Origin of the sequence: Micromonospora yangpuensis, assembly GCF_900091615.1 — a bacterium.
Classification (GTDB): domain Bacteria; phylum Actinomycetota; class Actinomycetes; order Mycobacteriales; family Micromonosporaceae; genus Micromonospora; species Micromonospora yangpuensis.
In genome coordinates, this window is record NZ_FMIA01000002.1 from 5379902 (window position 1) to 5397199 (window position 17298).

Below are 17298 nucleotides of genomic sequence, written 5' to 3' on the forward strand. Positions count from 1 at the left end.
CGGGTCAGCGGCGGAAGCTGAACCAGTTGACGTTGACGAAGTCGGCGGGCTGGCCGCTGGTGAAGGTGAGATAGACCGTCTGCCGGCCGGTCACCCGGGACACGTTGCCCGGCACCGACCGCCAGCTCTGCCAACCACCGGTGTTGGCCACGCTGAAGCTGCCGATCGGGGTGCTGGTCGGACTGCCCACCCGCACCTCGACGAGGCCACTGACCCCGGCGGCGGCGCCGGAGGCGACCCGGGCCACGAAGTCCGTGGGCGGCGTGGAGCCGAAGTCGACGTTGTCGAAGCGTACCCAGTTGCCGTTGCCCACCGCGGCGATGTTCTGTCCCCCCTCGGAGCAGGCCTCGACCAGCACCCCGCTCTGCGCGTTGTACGACTCGGCCTGGATGGTCGAGTACGCGTCGCGCACCCCCGAGGGCGGGGTGGTCGGTGGCGTGGTGGGCGGGGTGGTGGGCGTGGTGCCGCCACCACGCCGGTACACCGCCACGTAGTCGACAAGCATCGGCCGACCGGGGACGGTCGCGGCGGTCGGGGTGCCGAAGCCGGCCACGCCGTTCGGGAAGCCGCCGCCCATCGCCACGTTGAGCAGCAGGAAGTACCCGGCGTGACTGGTCATCTGGGTCCAGTACGGCTCGCCGACCTGGCTCTGGGTGACGGTGTGGTAGAGCTGCCCGTCGACGTACCAGCGCAGTTGCTGCGGGCTGGTCGAGGCGTCCCACTCGAAGCGGTAGGTGTGGAACGCCGACTGGCAGCTGCTGCCGGGGCAGGTCCGGAAGTTGCCCAGGCCGTTGTTCTCGTCGCACGGACCACCGGGCGCGACCCCGCAGTGCAGGACGCCCCAGACCCGGTTGATCCCGTTGACGTTCTCCATCACGTCGAACTCGCCGATGCCCGGCCAGTTCTGGTAGTTGCCCCGGTACGGCGAGCCGAGCGCCCAGAACGCCGGCCAGTAGCCGAGGGCGGCGTCCCCGGTGACGTTGGGCATCTGGATCCGGCCCTCGATGGCCATGATGCCACCGGCCGGGGCCTTGAAATCGCTGCGTACCGACTCGATGCGGGCCGAGGTCCAGGTGCCGTTCGACGCGCGCAGCGGGGTGATCCGCAGGTTGCCGGCGCCGTCGTGGGAGAGGTTCGAGGTGCTGTTGGTGTACGTCTGGATCTCGCCGGTGCCCCAGTTGGGCGGGCCACCCGGGTAGCTGGTGCCGGTGTCGATGATCCAGTTGGCCGAAGAGGGCAGCGTGCCGCTGGCGCCGGTGAAGTCGTCGCTCCAGACCAGGCTCCAGCCGGCGGGCGGGGTCGGCACCGCGGCGTTGGCGTTGACGCTGACGGCGGCGCCGGCCAGCACGGTGGTGACGGCGGCGGACAGGGCGACGGCCAGTCGTAGCCGACGACGCGGGGCGGGTGCGGCGGGAGCCGCCGGGGCAGGTGTCACGGGCGTGCCTCTCTGCGGGACGGGGGCGAGAGAGCGCTCTCTCAGGTTTTCTACGTACCCGGTCGGCATTTGTCAACATCGATCACGCGATCGGCACCGCCGGTGAGCGGCGGAACACCAGCTGTTCCAGTGCGGTCCAGGCCGTGGTGGTCACCAGGTAGAGCACCGCGGCCAACGGCAGGACCAGAGCGGCGGCCACGGTCAGGTAGGGCAGCAGCGGCAACAGCCTGCCCAGCACCACGGCCACCGCCCCGCCCAGCTCCGCCACCGACTCCCCCGCCGGCGGCAGGCCGCCGCCCGCACTGCCGCCCGCCACAGCACTGCCGCCCGCCACAGCACTGCCGGTCGCCACGGCACTGCCGCCCGCCGTCGCGCGGCGCATCCGCCGCGACGACCACCAGGCCAGGGCGGTCAACACCACCAGCAGTACGCCGAACAGCGGTCCCGCAGCCCCGGCCAGTCCGTCGCCGACACGGTGGCCGAGCGACACCCCGGCCAGCTCCTCGGTCAGCAGGCCCCGCCCGGCGTCGGCGGTGGTGAAGAGCTGGAACATCAGGAAGAAGAACGGCGCCTGCAACAGCGCCGGCAGACACCCGGCGACCGGGGAGGCCCCGGCCTCGCGGTACAGCCCGAGCAACTCCCGCTGCTGGCGGGCCGGGTCGTCGGCGTACCGCTGGCGCAGGTCGCGCACCCGGGGGGCGAGCGCCGCGCGGCGCCGCTCGCCGCGTACCTGCGCGACGGTCAGTGGCGAGACGAGCAGCCGGACCAGGACGGTGAAGAGCACGATGGCCACGGCGGTGGCCGCGCCCCCGGTCAGCGGTTCGAGTGTGGCGGCGAGCAGGTGGACGGCGGCGCTGGCAGCGCCGACCGCGGTGTCGACAGGTGCGAAGGCGAGCATGGGTGACCCCTCGGTCAGATTCCGGAGAGACGTCCGTGGTGGACGACTGGCGAGACGGAATCGGCCGCGCGGGAGGGCTGCCGGCCGGGAATCACCCGGCGGCGAGGGGAACTACGCGGCCGATGGGGCCGCGCCGGGTGCGCGGGGACGCGGCCGGCCGGCGGCGTCCGGGTCGACCTGTCGGGGCATCCGGCGTTGCCGGGCCCGTTGCCGCAGGCCGGTGCCGTGCCGGGCGATCCGGCGGACGGTGCAGGCACGTGGGTGCGCGGCGAGCAGGGCGGCCAGCAGCGCCGCAGCGACGACGGCCGCCCCGGCCAGCAGCTCGGCCGGTCGGTCAGCGAGCACGGTCGACTGGGTGAGCAGGTACACCCACGTCAGGACCCACAACCGCGCCAGCATGCCGGCATCGTAGGACCCCGCGTCACGCCCCGGCACCGACAGCGCCGGGCGGCACGGATCGGGAAGCGCCGATTCGGACCCGCCGATGCGCGTTTCCCCGCCCGACCACCGTGGGTAACCACGATCCGGCACGCGAGAAGCGGACAGCCGACCGACGGTACGAGGGATGGTGGTGGCGGCGATGACCGGTCAGCTTGCGGAGGCGACCGCGGGTACGACGGAAACCGGCGGGTCCGACCGGCTGACCGTGGGGGTGGAGGAGGAGTTCCTCCTGGTCGACCCGCACACCGGTGCCGCCGTGCCCGCCGTGGACCTGGTGATGGAGCAGGTGCCGGCCGAACTGCGCGGGCAGGTGGAGCGGGAGTTCCAGACCAGCCAGATCGAGATCGGCAGCCCACCCGGACTGGAGCTGTCGTCGATCCGGCACTCCCTCGGCGTGCTGCGGGCCGCGCTGGCCGACGCCGCCGAGCGGGCCGGGGTACGGGTGCTGGCCATCGGCACCGGCCCGGTCGACGGGCCGATCCCGCCGGTGGTGGACAAGCCGCGCTTCGACCGGATGATCGAGCGGTTCCGGCTGCTGGTGCCCGGTCCGGGCAACAACGGCATGCACGTGCACGTCGGCGTGCCGGACCCGGACACCGGCGTGCAGGTGCTCAACCACGTCCGGCCCTGGCTGCCGATCCTGCACGCGGTCACCGCGAACTCCCCGTTCAGTCAGGGCGAGGACACCGGGTACGCCAGCTGGCGCTCGATCGAGTGGGAACGCTGGCCGTCGGTGGCGCCCACCCCCTGGCTGGAGTCGTACGAGCACTACGGCCGGCTGATCCGCCAGCTCATCGACAGCGGGGTGATGCTCGACGAGGGGATGCTCTACTGGTACGCCCGGCTGTCGGCGAAGTACCCGACGGTGGAGATCCGGATCGGTGACGTCTGCCCGACGGTGGACGACGCGGTGCTGATCGCCGGCCTGGTCCGGGCCCTGGTCCAGACGGCGATGACGGACATCGCCGCCGGCCGTCCGGCCGTCAACACCGACCACCACCTGCTGGTGGCGGCGCACTGGCGGGCCGCCCACGACGGGCTGGAGGGTTCCGGCGTCGACCTGGCCACCGGGGCGGTGCGCCCGGCCTGGGAGCTGTTCGACGCCCTGGTCGACCGGCTCCGCCCAGCGCTGGCCCAGCACGGCGACCTCGACCAGGTCACCGGTCTGATCGACGGGCTGCGGCGGCACGGCACCGGGGCCGCCCGGCAGCGGGCCGTCTTCGCCCGGACCGGTCGGCTCACCGACGTGGTGGCCGACGTCGCCCAGCAGACCCGCGGTACCGCAGTGGACCCGACGGCGCGCCAGCACGTGACAGACTGATGCGGCGCGTGAGCACGTGACAGACTGATGCGGCGCGCCAGCGCGTGACAGACTGATCAGGTGGCCCAACGGTTGATCGTGGTCGGCGGGGACGCCGCCGGAATGACGGCGGCGTCCCAGGCCCGGCGCCTGCGCGACCGCGACGATCTGGAAATCGTCGCCTTCGAGCGGGGACATTTCACCTCCTACTCGGCCTGCGGCATCCCGTACTGGATCGGCGGGGTGGTCGACGACCGGGACGAGCTGATCGCCCGACACCCGGCCACCTTCCGCGAGTCGTACCAGATCGACGTGCGGTTGCGGCACGAGGTCACCCGGATCGACCTCGACCGCCGCGAGGTCGTCGCCCGGGACCTCGACGGTGACCGCGAGATTCGCGAGCGTTACGACACCCTGATGTACGCCGTCGGCGCGACCCCGCGCCTGCCGGCATGGGCGGACAGCCAGGTGGCCGGCATCTTCGGGGTGCAGACCCTGGACGACGGCGCGGCGCTGCGGGCCTGGCTGGAATCCGAGCCCGCACCCCGCCGGGCGGTGGTGGTCGGCGGCGGCTACATCGGTGTCGAGATGGCCGAGGCGCTGATCCAACGTGGTCTCACGGTGACCCTGGTCGAGCGGGCCGAACAGCCGATGACCACGGTGGACCCGGACATGGCCGTCCGGGTCGCCGACGCGATGCGGGCCCTGGGCATCGAGATCCGCACCGGCGTCGAGGTGACCGGGCTCCGGGAACGGGACGGCCGGGTCACCGCCGTGGTCACCGACGACGGGCCGGTGCCGGCCGACGTCGTGGTCCTGGGCCTGGGGGTACGCCCCAACACCGCCCTCGCCGAGGCGGCCGGCCTGCCACTGGGCTCCAGCGGTGGGGTCCGGGTGGACCGCCGGATGCGGGTGCTCGGGGTGCCCGACGTCTGGGCGGCCGGCGACTGTGTGGAGAGCCTGCACCGGGTCAGCGGCCTGCCGGTGCACATTCCGCTCGGCACCCACGCCAACAAGCAGGGCCGGGTCGCCGGGATCAACATCGGTGGCGGGTACGCCGCCTTCCCCGGGGTGATCGGCACCGCCGTGACGAAGGTCTGCGAGCTGGAGGTGGGGCGTACCGGCCTGCGGGAGCAGGATGCCCACGCGGCCGGGTTCGAGTTCGTCTCGGTGCACGTGGAGTCCACCAACCGCGCCGGCTACTACCCCGGTGCCCGGCCGATGACGGTCAAGCTGATCGCCGAACGCCCCAGTGGTCGGCTGCTCGGCGCTCAGATCGTCGGTTGGTCCGAGGCGGCCAAGCGGATCGACGCCCTGGCGGTGGCGCTCTGGAACGAGATGACCGTCGACGACATGACCGGTCTCGACCTCGGCTACGCCCCGCCGTACGCCCCGGTCTGGGACCCGGTCCTCATCGCCGCCCGCAAAGCCGTAGACGCCCTAGCCCGCTAACCGCCACCCGGCTACTCCCCTGCCCGGCCGCCCCGCGACCCCGCGACTCCGCGACCCGGCAGCCCCGCGACCCGGCGGCCCGGCCGCCCGCGGCCCCGCGGCCCCGCGGCCCCGCGACCCGGCAGCCCCGCGACCTGGCGGTCCGGCGGCCCGGCCGCCCCGCGACCCCGCGACCCCGCGACCCGGCAGCCCCGCGACCCCGCGACCCCGCAGCCCCGCGACCCCGCAGCCCCGCGACCCCGCGGCCCGGCAGCCCCGCGACCTGGCGGCCCGGCGGCCCGGCGGCCCCGCAGCCCCGCGACCCCGCGACCCCGCAGCCCCGCGACCCCGCGACCCGGCAGCCCCACGACCTGGCGGCCCGGCGGCCCGGCGGCCCGGCCGCCCCGCGACCCCGCAGCCCGGGTTTGGGGAGATCTGTGGTCGCTATGGCGACCACAGATCTCCCCAAAGCGCCGGATGTCGGGGAGGTGACTGCGGGGGGTGGGCGGGTGGGGTGGGGTTGGTGGGTGAGGTTGGGTGGGTTGGGTTGGGTGGGGGTTGGGATGGGTGGGGGTGGGGGTGGCTGGTGATGGCGCTTTGCGGGTGGAGTGGTTGCTCTTCGAGCAGGCGGGGATCATCACCTGGGGACAGGCCACGGCCGAGCTGAGTCCAGCGAAGGTGCGGCACCTGGTGACCAGCGGGCGCTGGCACCGGGTCTGTCGGGGCGTCCTGCGGGCCGGCTCGGCGAACGCCGTTTACAGCCGGGACCAACAGTGGTGGGTCGCGGTGCTGGGCGCCGGCGACCAGGCCCTGCTCTCCGGTCTGGCTGCGGCACAGGCTGGCGGCCTGCGAGGCACGTGGCGGTACGACACCGTCGACGTGTTGATTCCGCACCCCGCGCACCCCGCCGATCTGCTCCGCCGGCTACCGCTCGGGCTTCCGGCGGTGCGGATACGTCGTACCCGCGTGCTGCCACCGCAGGACCGGCAGCGCGGCCGCCCGCACCGCACCAGCATGGCCCGCTCGTTGGTGGACGCGGCGCAGTGGGCGCGTACCGATGATCAGGCGCAGGAGATCCTCGCTGCCGGCTGCCAGCAGCGGCGGGTGACCTCGGCGGCGCTGCAATCGGTCCTGGACCGGCTGCCCCGGGCCCGCCGCCGACCACTGCTGCGGCAGACCATACGGGACATCGCCGGCGGCGCCGAGGCTCTCTCCGAGATCGACCTGGTACGGCTCTGCCGGCGGTACGGACTTCCGGTTCCGGAGGGCCAGGAACGACGGCCCGACGCCGACGGCCGGACCCGGTTCCTGGACGCCTACTGGCGGCGATGGCGGCTGCATGTCGAGGTCGACGGCGCCCATCACATGGATGTCCGCAACTGGGCGGCCGACCTGCGCCGACAGAACAAGGTCTGGATCGAGGGTGACCGGATCCTGCGGTTCACCGCGTTCGACGTCCGGCGACGCCCGGCGGAGGTGGCGGCCCAACTTCGGGCCGCCCTGACGGCTGCGGGCTGGTCGGCGGATCCGACCCCCAGCTAGACCGCCGACCACCGACCACCGCAACTGGGCCATCGAGCACGGGCACCGAGCACCGGCACCGGCACCGGCACCGGCACGAGCACGGACACGGACACGAGCACCGGCACCGGCACCGGCACGGGCACGGGACACGAGCACGGGCACGGGACACGAGCACGAGCACGGGCACCGGGCACCGGGCACGGGCACGGGCACCGGGCACGGGCACGGGCACCGGGCACGGGCACCGGACACCCCAACTGGGCCACCGAGCATCGGGCACCGGCCACCGAAGCTGGGCCAACGGCCGTCGGCCGACCCGCAGGTAGGCCAGCGGCCACCGGCGACCTCCGCAGCTGGGCCGGTGAGCTGCCGGGTCAGCGTTGGCAGGTGGGGCACCAGTACAGGTTGCGGCCGGCGAGGGTGCCGCGGCGCACCTCGGTGCCGCAGACGTGGCAGGGCTGGCCGGGGCGGCGGTAGACGTAGACCTCACCGCCGTGCCGGTCGACGCGGGGGGCCCGGCCGGTCGCCTCGGGCAGGTGCGCCGGGCGGACGGTGTCGATCCGGCCGTGCGCGACGGCGAGGGTCATCAGCTCGACCAGGTCGACCCAGAGGTCCCGCCAGGCGGCGGCGGTCAGCTGCCGGCCGGGCAGCGTCGGCGGCAGACCGGCCCGGAACAACGCCTCGGTGACGAAGATCAGCCCGGTGCCGGCCACCACCGACTGGTCGAGCAGGAGCGCGGCCAGCGCCGTCGAGCTGCGCACGATCCGGGCGTACGCCCGCGCCGGGTCGGCGTCGGCGCGCAGCGGATCCGGGCCGAGCCGCTCCCGCAGGGCCCGTACCTCCGGCGGGTCGAGCAGTTCACAGGCGGTCGGGCCACGCAGGTCAAGCCAGTGCCGGTCGCTGGCCAGCCGCAACCGGATCTGCCCCACCGGCTCCGGCGGCGCACCGTCGCCGTCGGTCACCTTCCCGTACAACCCCAGGTGTACGTGCAGGGTGAGCTCACCGGCGTAGTGGTGCAGCAGGTGCTTGCCGTACGCCTCGGTGGACTCCAGGACGGTGCCGGAAAGCCGGGCCGCGCCCTCGGCGAACCGGCCCTGCGGGCTGGCGGCGTGCACCTTGTCCCCGGCGAACAGCTCGGCGTGCCGGGCCGCCAGGCGGTGGATGCTGTGTCCTTCTGGCACGACTGCCGAGCGTAGCCGAGCCACGCCGACGCCTTCGGCCGGCGCTGCCCGGTGACCTGACCTGTCGGGGTGTCGGACGCCGGAAGAGGTCCCGCGCCCGATGGGAGCAATGCGAGGATTCTCAGCGTTTTCCCAGCTCCACCCGGGGGTGGGGGTTGTCGCCCACGGTCGGGTCGGTATGGTCGGTCGCCAGGTGGCGGGCTGCCCCGCCGCCATGATCAGGGTGCACGACCAGGGTCGCCGGGCGGGGTTCCTGCCGGGTGACGGCCGACCGGCGCGGAACGACCCGCGTCGCGCTGACGCCTGTCCGCGTCGGGAACGGCACGGCGCTGCCGACCGCCGGTTGAATGCGGTGCGTGATCACCGAGCCTGCGTTTGGCATGGTCGCAGGCCCGCCGGACAGCGCGTGTCCGGCCTTCTGCGCTGCTCAAGCGGGGTTTTCGCCGGGTGCCTCGGGCTGCGCGGAGCCGGCGGCGACTGCGGTCCGTGATTAAGGTCCGATCACGATACATAAGCATTTTTCATCTTTTGCGGTGCTTGTGGCTATGGTCGGGCATCCACGCACCCCCCGTAAGCCATCGTGGAAAGGGAGAAGCTGTGGCACTGAATCGAGGAACATCGCGGCGTGATCTGTTCAGGCTCGCGGCCGTGGCCGGCGCGGCCACCGCCTCGGCCGCTCTGGTGGGCTGCTCGCGGACCGACACCGCCGGCGGCGACGCCGGTGGCGACGGGAACCTGCTGGAGCAGGCCCGGGAGCGCGGTTACCTGACCGTCGGCTTCGCCGGCGAGGCGCCGTACGCGTTCAAGGACGGCGGTGACCTCACCGGGCAGGCCCCCGCCGTACACGGTGAGATCTGGAAGGCGCTCGGCATCGACGAGCTGCGCGGGGTCCAGGTCGGATTCGGGCAGTTGATCCCGGGCCTGAACGCCAAGCGGTTCGACGCGGTGGCGGCCGGCATGTTCATCCTGCCGGACCGGTGCGCGCAGGCCCAGTTCTCCGCGCCGGTCTACGTCGCGCCACAGGCGTTCCTGGTGCCCGAGGGCAACCCGGAGCAGCTCACCGACTACAAGTCGGTGGCCGACGCGGGTGTCACGCTGGGTGTGCTGCCCGGCGCGGTGGAGGGCATCCACGCCCGGGAACTCGGGGTGACCGAGCTGGTCGAGATCGCCAGCCAACGGGACGCGCTCTCGGCGCTCAAGGCCGGCCGGATCAAGGCCTTCGCACTGACCAGCATCTCGCTGCGGAACATGCTCGACCAGGAACAGGACGCCAAGCTGACGTTGACCGAGCCGTTCACCCCGGTCATCGACGGCAAGGAGCAGATCGGTGCCGGCGCGGCGGTCTTCCGCAAGGACAGCACCGACCTGCGCGACGCGTTCAACGGCGAACTGGCCAAGCTGCGCGAATCCGGCCGGCTGCTGGAGCTGATCCAGCCGTTCGGGTTCGGCCCGGAGACCATCCCACCGGCGGACCTGACCACCGAGCAGCTCTGCCAGGGCTGACCCGTAGCCGTGGACTTCGTCACCGATTTCACCCCCTGGGTCGACGATCTGCTCGGCGGTGTCTGGATCACCGTGCTGGTCACCGTGCTCGGTGCCGCCGGAGCGCTGGTCATCTCGTTCGTCTTCGGGCTGCTGGCGCAGGCCAAGGGGCGGTTGCCCCGGTTCGTGGCCCGGACCTTCATCGAGTTCTTCCGGGGCACCTCGCTGCTGGTGCAGCTGTGGTGGCTCTTCTTCGTGCTGCCGGCCTTCGGCTGGACGTTGGAGCCGCTCGCCGTCGGGGTCACCGCCTTCGCGCTCAACTTCGGCGCGTACGGGGCCGAGGTGGTACGCGGTGCGATCAACGCCGTACCGAGGGCGCAGTGGGAGGCGACCGTGGCCTGCAACATGACCGCCTACCAACGCATGCGGCTGGTGATCCTGCCGCAGGCGGTGGTGGGGATGATCCCGCCGTTCAACAACCTGCTGATCCAGCTGCTCAAGTCGACGCCGCTGGTCTACACGGTCACCCTGATCGACGTGACCGCGGTCACCCAGGACTTCCGGGCGGCCGAGGGGCATGAGGCGTACATCTTCGGGTTGGCGCTCCTGGTCTATCTGGCGCTGGCCTACCTGTTGACGTTGGGCACCCGGGCGCTGGAGCGGCGGGCGAAGGCCGCGGTCGGTCAGCACGAACCGGCCCGACGCCGCTGGTGGTCACCGGCCCGACCGACCCGGGGGGTGACCGGATGACCTGGGACTGGGACTACGCCCTCGACATCCTGCCGGACCTGCTCTCGGCCTTCGTCCGGTTCACCCTGGTGGCGACCGTGCTGGGTACCCTGCTCGGCGCCATGCTGGGACTGGTGTTCGCGGTCGTGCGGCGGCTGCGGGTGCCGGTGCTCGCACCGTTGGTGGGTGCGTTCATCGAGTTCGTCCGCAGCACGCCACTGCTGGTGCAGCTCTTCTTCCTGTTCTACGTGCTGCCGCTGGCCGGCGTCACATTGCCCGCACTGACCACCGGCGTCATCGGTCTCGGGGTGCACTACGCCTGCTACTACGCCGAGATCTACCGCGCCGGGATCGACGGTGTCCCCAGGGGACAGTGGGAGGCCAGCACCGCGCTCTCGCTGCCCCGACGCTTCGTCTGGCAGCACGTGGTGCTGCCCCAGGCGATCCGTCGGGTGTTGCCGGCGCTGGGCAACAACGTGATCTCGATGTTCAAGGAGACGCCGTTCCTGGCGCTGATCACCGTGCCGGAGATGCTCCAACAGGCCCGGTCGATCGGCGGCTACAGCTTCCGGTACGTCGAGCCGATCACCCTCGTCGGCCTGATCTTCCTGGCCGCGAGTTACCCGACCGCCATCGCGCTGCGCCGATTGGAGATCCGCCTTGGTCGCTGAACCTGTCACCGAGAAAACCGATCCGCTGCCGTCGACGGGGCCGATGGTCCGGTTCGACAAGGTGGTCAAGAAGTACGACGACCACGTGGTGCTCCGCGAACTCGACTTCGAGGTCGCCCCCGGCGAGCGGGTCACCCTGATCGGGCCGAGCGGCTCGGGCAAGACCACCATCCTGCGACTGTTGATGACGCTGGAGCGTCCCGACGACGGGCTGATCTGGGTCGACGGCGATCCGCTCTGGCACGTCCGCGCCGGCACCGGCTACCGGCCGGCCAACGAGAAGCACCTGCGGCAGGCGCGCCGCTCCATCGGCATGGTGTTCCAGCAGTTCAACCTCTTCCCGAACATGAGCGTGCTGCGCAACGTCACCGAACCGCCGGTACGGGTGCTGGGCGTCTCGCGGGACGAGGCCGAGCAGCGCGCCCGGAGCCTGCTGGAACGGGTGGGGTTGAGCGAGAAGGCGGACGCCCGGCCCACCCAACTCTCCGGCGGGCAGCAGCAACGGGTCGCCATCGCCCGGGCGCTGGCCATGGAACCCAAGGTGCTGCTGCTGGACGAGGTCACCTCGGCTCTCGACCCGGAACTCGTGGTCGGGGTGCTCGACGTGCTGCGGGAGATCGCCGACACCACCGACATCACCATGCTGATCGTCACCCACGAGATGAACTTCGCGCGGGACGTCTCGAACCGGGTGATGATGTTCGACCAGGGCCAGGTGATCGAGCAGGGGCCGCCGGAACAGATCTTCACCGATCCCCGGCACGAGCGCAGCAAGGAGTTCCTCCGGGCCGTCCTCGACGCCCGCTGAGGCGGCAACGGGTGTCGGGCTCCTGGTGGGTGGGTAACTCCGGGGGGTGACCGCGTGGCTGGTCCGCCAGCCGGGTTCGTCCCGTCCGCGCGGCGTTCACCAGGAGGAGTAGCGATGAGAATTCCTTCGCTGTCGCGCCGTAAGGAGCCGACACCAGAGGAGCAGGACAGCCCCCGCGACGGCGCGGTGGCGACCGAGGCCCACCCCGACGAACGCGTCTCGGACGCCGAACGGCGCGCCGCCGAACGCGGCGCGGTGGCCCGAGCCGCCACCGCCCGGCCGACCGAGGACAACCAGCGCCGCAAGCCCCTGCCCCCGCCGCCGCCGGCCGGGGTGGACAGTCGTACCCCGGGGTCGGACCGGTCCACCGACGACCCGGCGCGGACCCCGGTCGACGCCGTGACCCCGACCGACGGCCAACCACCGGTGGTCGCCGGCCCGAAACCGAGGGCCAGCCTGCTCGCCACCGTGGGCCTGGTGGTGAGCGTGGCCGGCGCGCTGTTCGTGTTGACCGGCACCCTCGCCGGCTACGGCATCGGGCTGGGCGCGTTGGGCGCGGTCGTCGCCGTGCTCGGCCTGATCGCCACCCGCCGCCGGCACGTCGCCGGCAAGACCGACGCGCTGATCGGCATGCTGGTCGGGCTCGCGGCGGTGGTGATCGGGGTGCTGGCGATGACCGGCCAGTTCGAGTGGCCCACCACCGACGGCGACACCGTGCTGCGCTTCCGGGAGTGGCTTGACTCACAGTTTGTCGACCGCTTCTGACGGGCACATGTGATCTCGCCGGTGGTACACCGGAGGTCGGCCCGGCCAGCAGGTGGTTCACCCGCAGGGCAAAACCTCTCTCGGGGGGCGGCGATACGCCGCCCCCCGAGGCATGTCCGGCTCCGGCCCGCCCTGGTTCCGCCCGTCGCGGCCGACCCGCCCGCAACGAATCGCGGCTGCGGCCTGCCCACACGCAACGAACCACCGGTCTACGCAAGCCTCAACGGTGGTTACCGTCGTCCGGTGCCGCATAGCGTGGAGCCACGGCGCCAGCCCGCGTGCCGAGGTGGCCGGGCGCGCCCGAGCCTTGGAGCAGGACGATGTCGATGGACGCCACCCGCCAGCGCTTTCTGATGTGCCGGCCGACGTACTTCGCCGTGGACTACGCGATCAACCCGTGGATGGACCCGACCGTACCGGTCGACACCGCGCTCGCCGTCGAGCAGTGGGAACGGCTGCGCCGGACGTACCTCGACCTGGGTCACACGGTCGAGGAGATCGAGCCGCTGCCCGGCCTGCCCGACATGGTCTTCGCCGCCAACGGCGGCACGGTCGTCGGTGACCGGGCGATGGCCGTGCAGTTCCGCGACCCGCAGCGGGCCGACGAGGCTCCCGCCTACCGCGCCTGGTTCGCCGCCGCCGGCTTCGAGGTGACCGACCCCAAGCACGTCAACGAGGGCGAGGGCGACGTGCTGCTGGCCGGTGGCCACCTGCTCGCCGGCACCGGGTTCCGCACCGCGCACGCCGCGCACGCCGAGCTGCAGGAGACCTTCGGGTACCCGGTGGTCACCCTGCAGCTGGTCGACCCCCGCTTCTACCACCTGGACACCGCGCTCACCGTGCTCGACGAGCAGACCGTGGCGTACCTGCCGGAGGCCTTCTCCCCCGGCAGCCGGGCCGTGCTGCGCCGGCTCTTTCCCGACGCGGTGACCGCCACCATGGCCGACGCGGAGGTGCTCGGGCTGAACGCGGTGAGCGACGGACACCACGTGGTGCTCCCCGCGCAGGCCGTCGAGCTGGCCGCCCGGCTCACCGAGCGGGGTTACCGGACCATCGGCGTGGACCTGTCCGAGCTGCGCCGGGCCGGTGGTGGACCGAAGTGCTGCACGCTGCGACTCCGTCAGGGAAGCGAGGCCGGAAAGTGATCGTCGACGACATGCTGCGGACCCCCGGTGCCCTCCGGGACGCCGAACGCTTCACCGCGCACAACTACCACCCGCTGCCGGTGGTGATCTCCTCCGCCGAGGGTGCCTGGCTGACCGACGTGGACGGTCGACGGTACCTGGACTTCCTGGCCGGCTACTCGGCACTGAACTTCGGCCACCGGCATCCGCGGCTGATCGCCGCCGCGCACGCGCAGCTGGACCGGCTCACCCTGACCAGCCGCGCCTTCGTACACGACCAGTTCGCCGACTTCTGCCGGGAGCTGGCCGAGCTGTGCGGCAAGCAACTCGTCCTGCCGATGAACACCGGCGCCGAGGCGGTGGAGACCGCCATCAAGGTGGCCCGCAAGTGGGGCTACCAGGTGAAGGGGGTGCCCGCCGGGCAGGCCAACATCGTGGTCGCCGAGGGCAACTTCCACGGCCGGACCACCACCATCGTCAGCTTCTCCACCGACGCCGACGCGCGCGACGACTTCGGGCCGTACACCCCGGGTTTCACCGTGGTGCCCTACGGCGACCTGGCCGCGTTGAGCGCCGCGATCGACGAGCACACCGTGGCGGTGCTGATCGAGCCGGTCCAGGGCGAGCAGGGTGTGGTGGTACCCCCCGAGGGTTATCTGCCGGGGGTGCGTCGGGTCTGCACCGAACGCGACGTGCTGCTGCTCGCCGACGAGATCCAGAGCGGGCTGGGCCGTACCGGAGAGACCTTCGCCTGTGACCACGAGGGCGTCGTGCCCGACATGTACCTGCTGGGCAAGGCGCTCGGCGGCGGCATCGTGCCGGTCTCCGCGGTGGTCGCGGACGCCGACGTGCTCGGGGTGCTCAAGCCCGGCCAGCACGGCTCCACCTTCGGGGGCAACCCGCTGGCCAGCGCGGTGGCGACCGAGGTGGTACGACTGCTGGCCACCGGCGAGTTCCAGCGTCGCTCCGCTGAGCTGGGCGCGCGGTTGCACACCGGCCTGCGGGAGCTGGTCGGCCACGGTCTGGTCGCGGTACGCGGCCGGGGCCTCTGGGCCGGCCTGGACCTCGACCCGGCACTGATGACCGGTCGGCAGGCCTGCGAACGTCTCGCCGAGCGGGGCGTGCTGGCCAAGGACACCCACGGCGCCACGATCCGGCTGGCCCCGCCCCTGGTGGTCACCGAGGCCGAGATCGACCACGCGATCGCCCAGCTCGCCGCCGTCCTGGCCACCAGCTGAGCACACCGGCCCGGCCTCGTCCCCGTGCGGGGGCGGGCCGGGCCGGCTGGTCAGTTGTTGGGCAGGCGCATGGCCATGGTGGGGGCCTCGGCCATCACCGAGGCGGGGGTGATGGGTGCCCCGCTGGCCAGCTCGCCCGGCCGGCCGACCTGCACCCCGGGGTAGAGCTCGACCATGTCCCCGCCGTCGAGGATCCGGGACTGCCGGGGGTTCAGCGGCAACCGGTCGGCCTCGTCCATCGAGCCACCCGGGCGGATGCCGGAGCCGTTGGTGCTGACGTCGGTGACGACGACCTCACCGGCGCGCAGCTCGAACTGCACGTGGCTGCGGCTGATCCAACGCCGCGCCTCGTCGTTGAGCCACTGCCCCAGGGTGATCCCGCCGGCCTGCTCCGGAGCCCGGCCGACCAGTACCGGCTCGTCGGCGCTGAGCACGAACCGCCGCCGCACCATCCCGCCGACGCTGACCGCCAGGACCTGGGTACGCGGACGCGGCCCGGCGTCGCCGAGCCGGGCACCGTGCCGCGGACAGGTCGGGACGCCGTTGCGCAGGGTGGGCGGCGGCTGGCCGGCCGGGGCACGGTCGACCGCGGCCAGGTCGGCGAAGGCACCGCCGCCGCCACCGCCACCGAACAACGCGCAGCCCGACTCGGGGCAGCGCCACTTGCGGGCCAGCAGTTGGGCGCCGACCGGCGACGGGGTGCCCTCGACGGGCGTGGTGCCGTTGCCGACGTGGGCGACGAAGGCCGGCCCGCCCTGACCCGGCACCGGGGCGACGACCCGACCGGGCTGCTCGGCCACCCACGGGTACCGCCCGCGCAGGCCGTCGAGCCGGCCGCGGGTGAGCACCGGCAGTCCGAGCAGGTCGGCCACCTCCAGCATCCGGTCACCCGGGTTGTCGAGGACCTCGACCAGGCCGTCGTCGGCCCAGCGCCGGACCACCATCCGCTCGTTGGAGGTCAGGTCGGCATCCGACAGCAACGCCCGGTGCACCACGGCGTAGACCGGGACGCTGTCCTCCTCCAACTGGCGGGACAGCGCGTCGATGACCATGCCGAGCCGGAGCAGGTTCGCGGGTCGACCACCGTCGAGATCCTGGTAGCGGATCACCTCGGCCAGGTCGAGCACGGCACGGGCCAGCGAGGGGTCGGTGCAGACCCGTCCCTCGATGGCGTCCAGCACCTTGCTGATCTCGAACCTCATCGAGCACCTCCGATGATCTCGTTGATCCGTCGGGCCAGCCCGCGGGCCGCCGTCGCGGCGAGCGCGTCTGCCATGCCGCAGACCCTACCGGTGCAGGTGTCGGCGGTGATCGCCACGCCGGCCCGACCAGCGGCGACGCGACCTCGATAGCATCGACGAGCGCCTGTTGCCATCCACCGTTAGGCTGACCGGGTATTCGGCCGGGCCCGTCCCGGTCCACCCTTCGCGAGGAGTAATCCAGTATGAGAACTCGACGGCTGGCGACCACGGGGGCCGCGCTCGTCGCCGCATTCGGTCTGACCCTGACCGGCTGCGGTAGCAACGGCACGGATGCCCCAGCCGGTGGGGCGGCACCGGAGGCCAGCGCCCCGGCGGACCCGCGCGAGGAGCTCAGCGCGGCGGCGCTCAAGCTCAACGAGCAGAGCGTCCGGGTCGAGATCAAGTCCTCGGCGCTCAACGGCGAGGGTGTGATGGACCCGAAGACCAAGCAGGTCGACATGACGATGAGCCTGGGCGAGCAGGGCACGTTCCGGATGCTGACCGTGGGCGACGACGGCTACATGAAGTTCAGCGGCGTGCCGGGGCTGCCGGACAACTGGCTGCACCTGGACGTGACCAAGCTCGGCGCGAACGGCCAGCTGAACATCATGCCCGACGGCGACCCGGGTGGCGCCAAGCAGCTGGTCAACGGCGTGGTCGACGTGGAGAAGACCGGCGACGGGGCGTTCTCCGGCACGATCGACTACACCAAGGCCAAGCCGGGTGACAAGGCCGTCGAGCAGATGGGCGAGAAGGCCAAGGCGGTGCCCTTCACCGCCCGCGTCGACGACGAGGGCCGGATGACCGAGCTGGTCGTGGACACCAGCGTCCTGCACGAGTCGCTTGGCAAGATGACCACCACCTACTCCGACTTCGGCACCAAGGTCGACGTGCAGAAGCCGCCGGCCAACGAGACCCAGGAGGCCCCGGAGAGCCTGCTGCGGTCCTTCAGCGGCGCCACCACCACCTGATCCGAGCATCGACGGCCCGGCCGGCACCGCGGGACACCACCCGCGCCGGCCGGGCCGTT

At 72.5% G+C, this 17298-nt stretch carries 16 protein-coding genes; 11 read left to right on the forward strand and 5 right to left on the reverse strand.

Annotated elements, in window-relative coordinates; genetic code table 11:
* Positions 1 to 4: 4 nt before the first annotated feature.
* The 3 genes from GA0070617_RS24255 to GA0070617_RS24265 all read right to left on the reverse strand — a co-directional run bounded on the left by GA0070617_RS24255 (position 5) and on the right by GA0070617_RS24265 (position 2732).
* Positions 5 to 1435 carry a carbohydrate-binding protein gene (locus GA0070617_RS24255; protein ID WP_091443103.1) on the reverse strand — a complete coding sequence of 477 codons (1431 nt, stop codon included), beginning with the start codon at positions 1433 to 1435 and terminating at the stop codon, positions 5 to 7.
* An 82-nt stretch (positions 1436 to 1517) separates the two neighbouring features.
* The gene (locus GA0070617_RS24260; RefSeq protein ID WP_091443106.1) at positions 1518 to 2333 is read right to left on the reverse strand and encodes a YidC/Oxa1 family membrane protein insertase; all 816 of its coding nucleotides are present in this window, start codon (positions 2331 to 2333) and stop codon (positions 1518 to 1520) included.
* Between the two features lie 111 nt (positions 2334 to 2444).
* Positions 2445 to 2732: a DUF6412 domain-containing protein gene (locus GA0070617_RS24265; protein WP_091443110.1), complete on the reverse strand. Its 288-nt coding sequence runs from the start codon at positions 2730 to 2732 to the stop codon at positions 2445 to 2447.
* 181 nt (positions 2733 to 2913) lie between these two features.
* Between GA0070617_RS24265 and GA0070617_RS24270 the strand changes: the two genes are divergently transcribed.
* The 3 genes from GA0070617_RS24270 (at position 2914) to GA0070617_RS24280 (ending at position 7047) form a co-directional block, all read left to right on the forward strand.
* Positions 2914 to 4095: a carboxylate-amine ligase gene (locus tag GA0070617_RS24270; protein WP_091447233.1), complete on the forward strand. Its 1182-nt coding sequence runs from the start codon at positions 2914 to 2916 to the stop codon at positions 4093 to 4095.
* A gap of 60 nt (positions 4096 to 4155) precedes the next feature.
* Positions 4156 to 5526, forward strand: a complete 1371-nt coding sequence (locus GA0070617_RS24275) for an FAD-dependent oxidoreductase (RefSeq protein ID WP_091443113.1) — start codon at positions 4156 to 4158, stop codon at positions 5524 to 5526.
* A gap of 558 nt (positions 5527 to 6084) precedes the next feature.
* Entirely contained in the window at positions 6085 to 7047 is a 963-nt protein-coding gene (locus GA0070617_RS24280) for a PDDEXK family nuclease (protein ID WP_091447238.1), read from the forward strand.
* A gap of 356 nt (positions 7048 to 7403) precedes the next feature.
* On the opposite strand, the gene GA0070617_RS24285 is transcribed toward GA0070617_RS24280, so the two are convergent.
* Positions 7404 to 8210 carry an Fpg/Nei family DNA glycosylase gene (locus tag GA0070617_RS24285; protein ID WP_091443116.1) on the reverse strand — a complete coding sequence of 269 codons (807 nt, stop codon included), beginning with the start codon at positions 8208 to 8210 and terminating at the stop codon, positions 7404 to 7406.
* Positions 8211 to 8858: 648 nt separating this feature from the next.
* On the opposite strand from GA0070617_RS24285, the gene ehuB reads away from it, so the two are divergent.
* From ehuB to rocD, 7 genes are all read left to right on the forward strand, one after another.
* Complete coding sequence (gene ehuB, locus GA0070617_RS24290; RefSeq protein WP_091443119.1) at positions 8859 to 9713, forward strand: ectoine/hydroxyectoine ABC transporter substrate-binding protein EhuB; 855 nt, start codon at positions 8859 to 8861, stop codon at positions 9711 to 9713.
* 9 nt (positions 9714 to 9722) lie between these two features.
* Positions 9723 to 10442: an ectoine/hydroxyectoine ABC transporter permease subunit EhuC gene (ehuC, locus tag GA0070617_RS24295; protein ID WP_091443123.1), complete on the forward strand. Its 720-nt coding sequence runs from the start codon at positions 9723 to 9725 to the stop codon at positions 10440 to 10442.
* Positions 10439 to 11092, forward strand: coding sequence for an ectoine/hydroxyectoine ABC transporter permease subunit EhuD (gene ehuD / locus GA0070617_RS24300; RefSeq protein ID WP_091447242.1), 654 nt, complete (start codon positions 10439 to 10441; stop codon positions 11090 to 11092). Before ehuC ends, ehuD begins: the two co-directional genes overlap by 4 nt.
* A complete protein-coding gene (ehuA, locus tag GA0070617_RS24305; protein ID WP_280519250.1) occupies positions 11082 to 11900 on the forward strand; it encodes an ectoine/hydroxyectoine ABC transporter ATP-binding protein EhuA in 819 nt (272 codons plus the stop codon). The genes ehuD and ehuA overlap by 11 nt, the downstream gene beginning before the upstream one ends.
* A 114-nt stretch (positions 11901 to 12014) precedes the next feature.
* Positions 12015 to 12665 (forward strand): hypothetical protein, encoded by a 651-nt coding sequence (locus GA0070617_RS24310; protein ID WP_139135749.1) that lies wholly within the window; start codon positions 12015 to 12017, stop codon positions 12663 to 12665.
* A gap of 326 nt (positions 12666 to 12991) precedes the next feature.
* Positions 12992 to 13810, forward strand: coding sequence for a dimethylargininase (gene ddaH / locus GA0070617_RS24315; protein WP_175440642.1), 819 nt, complete (start codon positions 12992 to 12994; stop codon positions 13808 to 13810).
* On the forward strand, positions 13810 to 15027 hold the full coding sequence (rocD, locus tag GA0070617_RS24320) for an ornithine--oxo-acid transaminase (RefSeq protein WP_175440815.1): 1218 nt from the start codon (positions 13810 to 13812) through the stop codon (positions 15025 to 15027). The genes ddaH and rocD overlap by 1 nt, the downstream gene beginning before the upstream one ends.
* 50 nt (positions 15028 to 15077) lie before the next feature.
* On the opposite strand, the gene GA0070617_RS24325 is transcribed toward rocD, so the two are convergent.
* Positions 15078 to 16229, reverse strand: coding sequence for an FHA domain-containing protein (locus GA0070617_RS24325; RefSeq protein ID WP_091443138.1), 1152 nt, complete (start codon positions 16227 to 16229; stop codon positions 15078 to 15080).
* A 242-nt stretch (positions 16230 to 16471) separates the two neighbouring features.
* On the opposite strand from GA0070617_RS24325, the gene GA0070617_RS24330 reads away from it, so the two are divergent.
* Entirely contained in the window at positions 16472 to 17239 is a 768-nt protein-coding gene (locus GA0070617_RS24330) for a hypothetical protein (protein ID WP_091443140.1), read from the forward strand.
* Positions 17240 to 17298 lie beyond the last annotated feature (59 nt).

Excerpts from the sequence above, each read along its gene's own strand:
- GA0070617_RS24260 (WP_091443106.1), bottom strand. The coding sequence starts at position 2,333 with ATGCTCGCCTTCGCACCTGTCGACACCGCGGTCGGCGCTGCCAGCGCC.
- GA0070617_RS24265 (WP_091443110.1), bottom strand. The coding sequence starts at position 2,732 with ATGCTGGCGCGGTTGTGGGTCCTGACGTGGGTGTACCTGCTCACCCAG.
- GA0070617_RS24270 (WP_091447233.1), top strand. The coding sequence starts at position 2,914 with ATGACCGGTCAGCTTGCGGAGGCGACCGCGGGTACGACGGAAACCGGC.
- ehuD (WP_091447242.1), top strand. The coding sequence starts at position 10,439 with ATGACCTGGGACTGGGACTACGCCCTCGACATCCTGCCGGACCTGCTC.
- GA0070617_RS24310 (WP_139135749.1), top strand. The coding sequence starts at position 12,015 with ATGAGAATTCCTTCGCTGTCGCGCCGTAAGGAGCCGACACCAGAGGAG.
- ddaH (WP_175440642.1), top strand. The coding sequence starts at position 12,992 with ATGGACGCCACCCGCCAGCGCTTTCTGATGTGCCGGCCGACGTACTTC.
- GA0070617_RS24325 (WP_091443138.1), bottom strand. The coding sequence starts at position 16,229 with ATGAGGTTCGAGATCAGCAAGGTGCTGGACGCCATCGAGGGACGGGTC.
- GA0070617_RS24330 (WP_091443140.1), top strand. The coding sequence starts at position 16,472 with ATGAGAACTCGACGGCTGGCGACCACGGGGGCCGCGCTCGTCGCCGCA.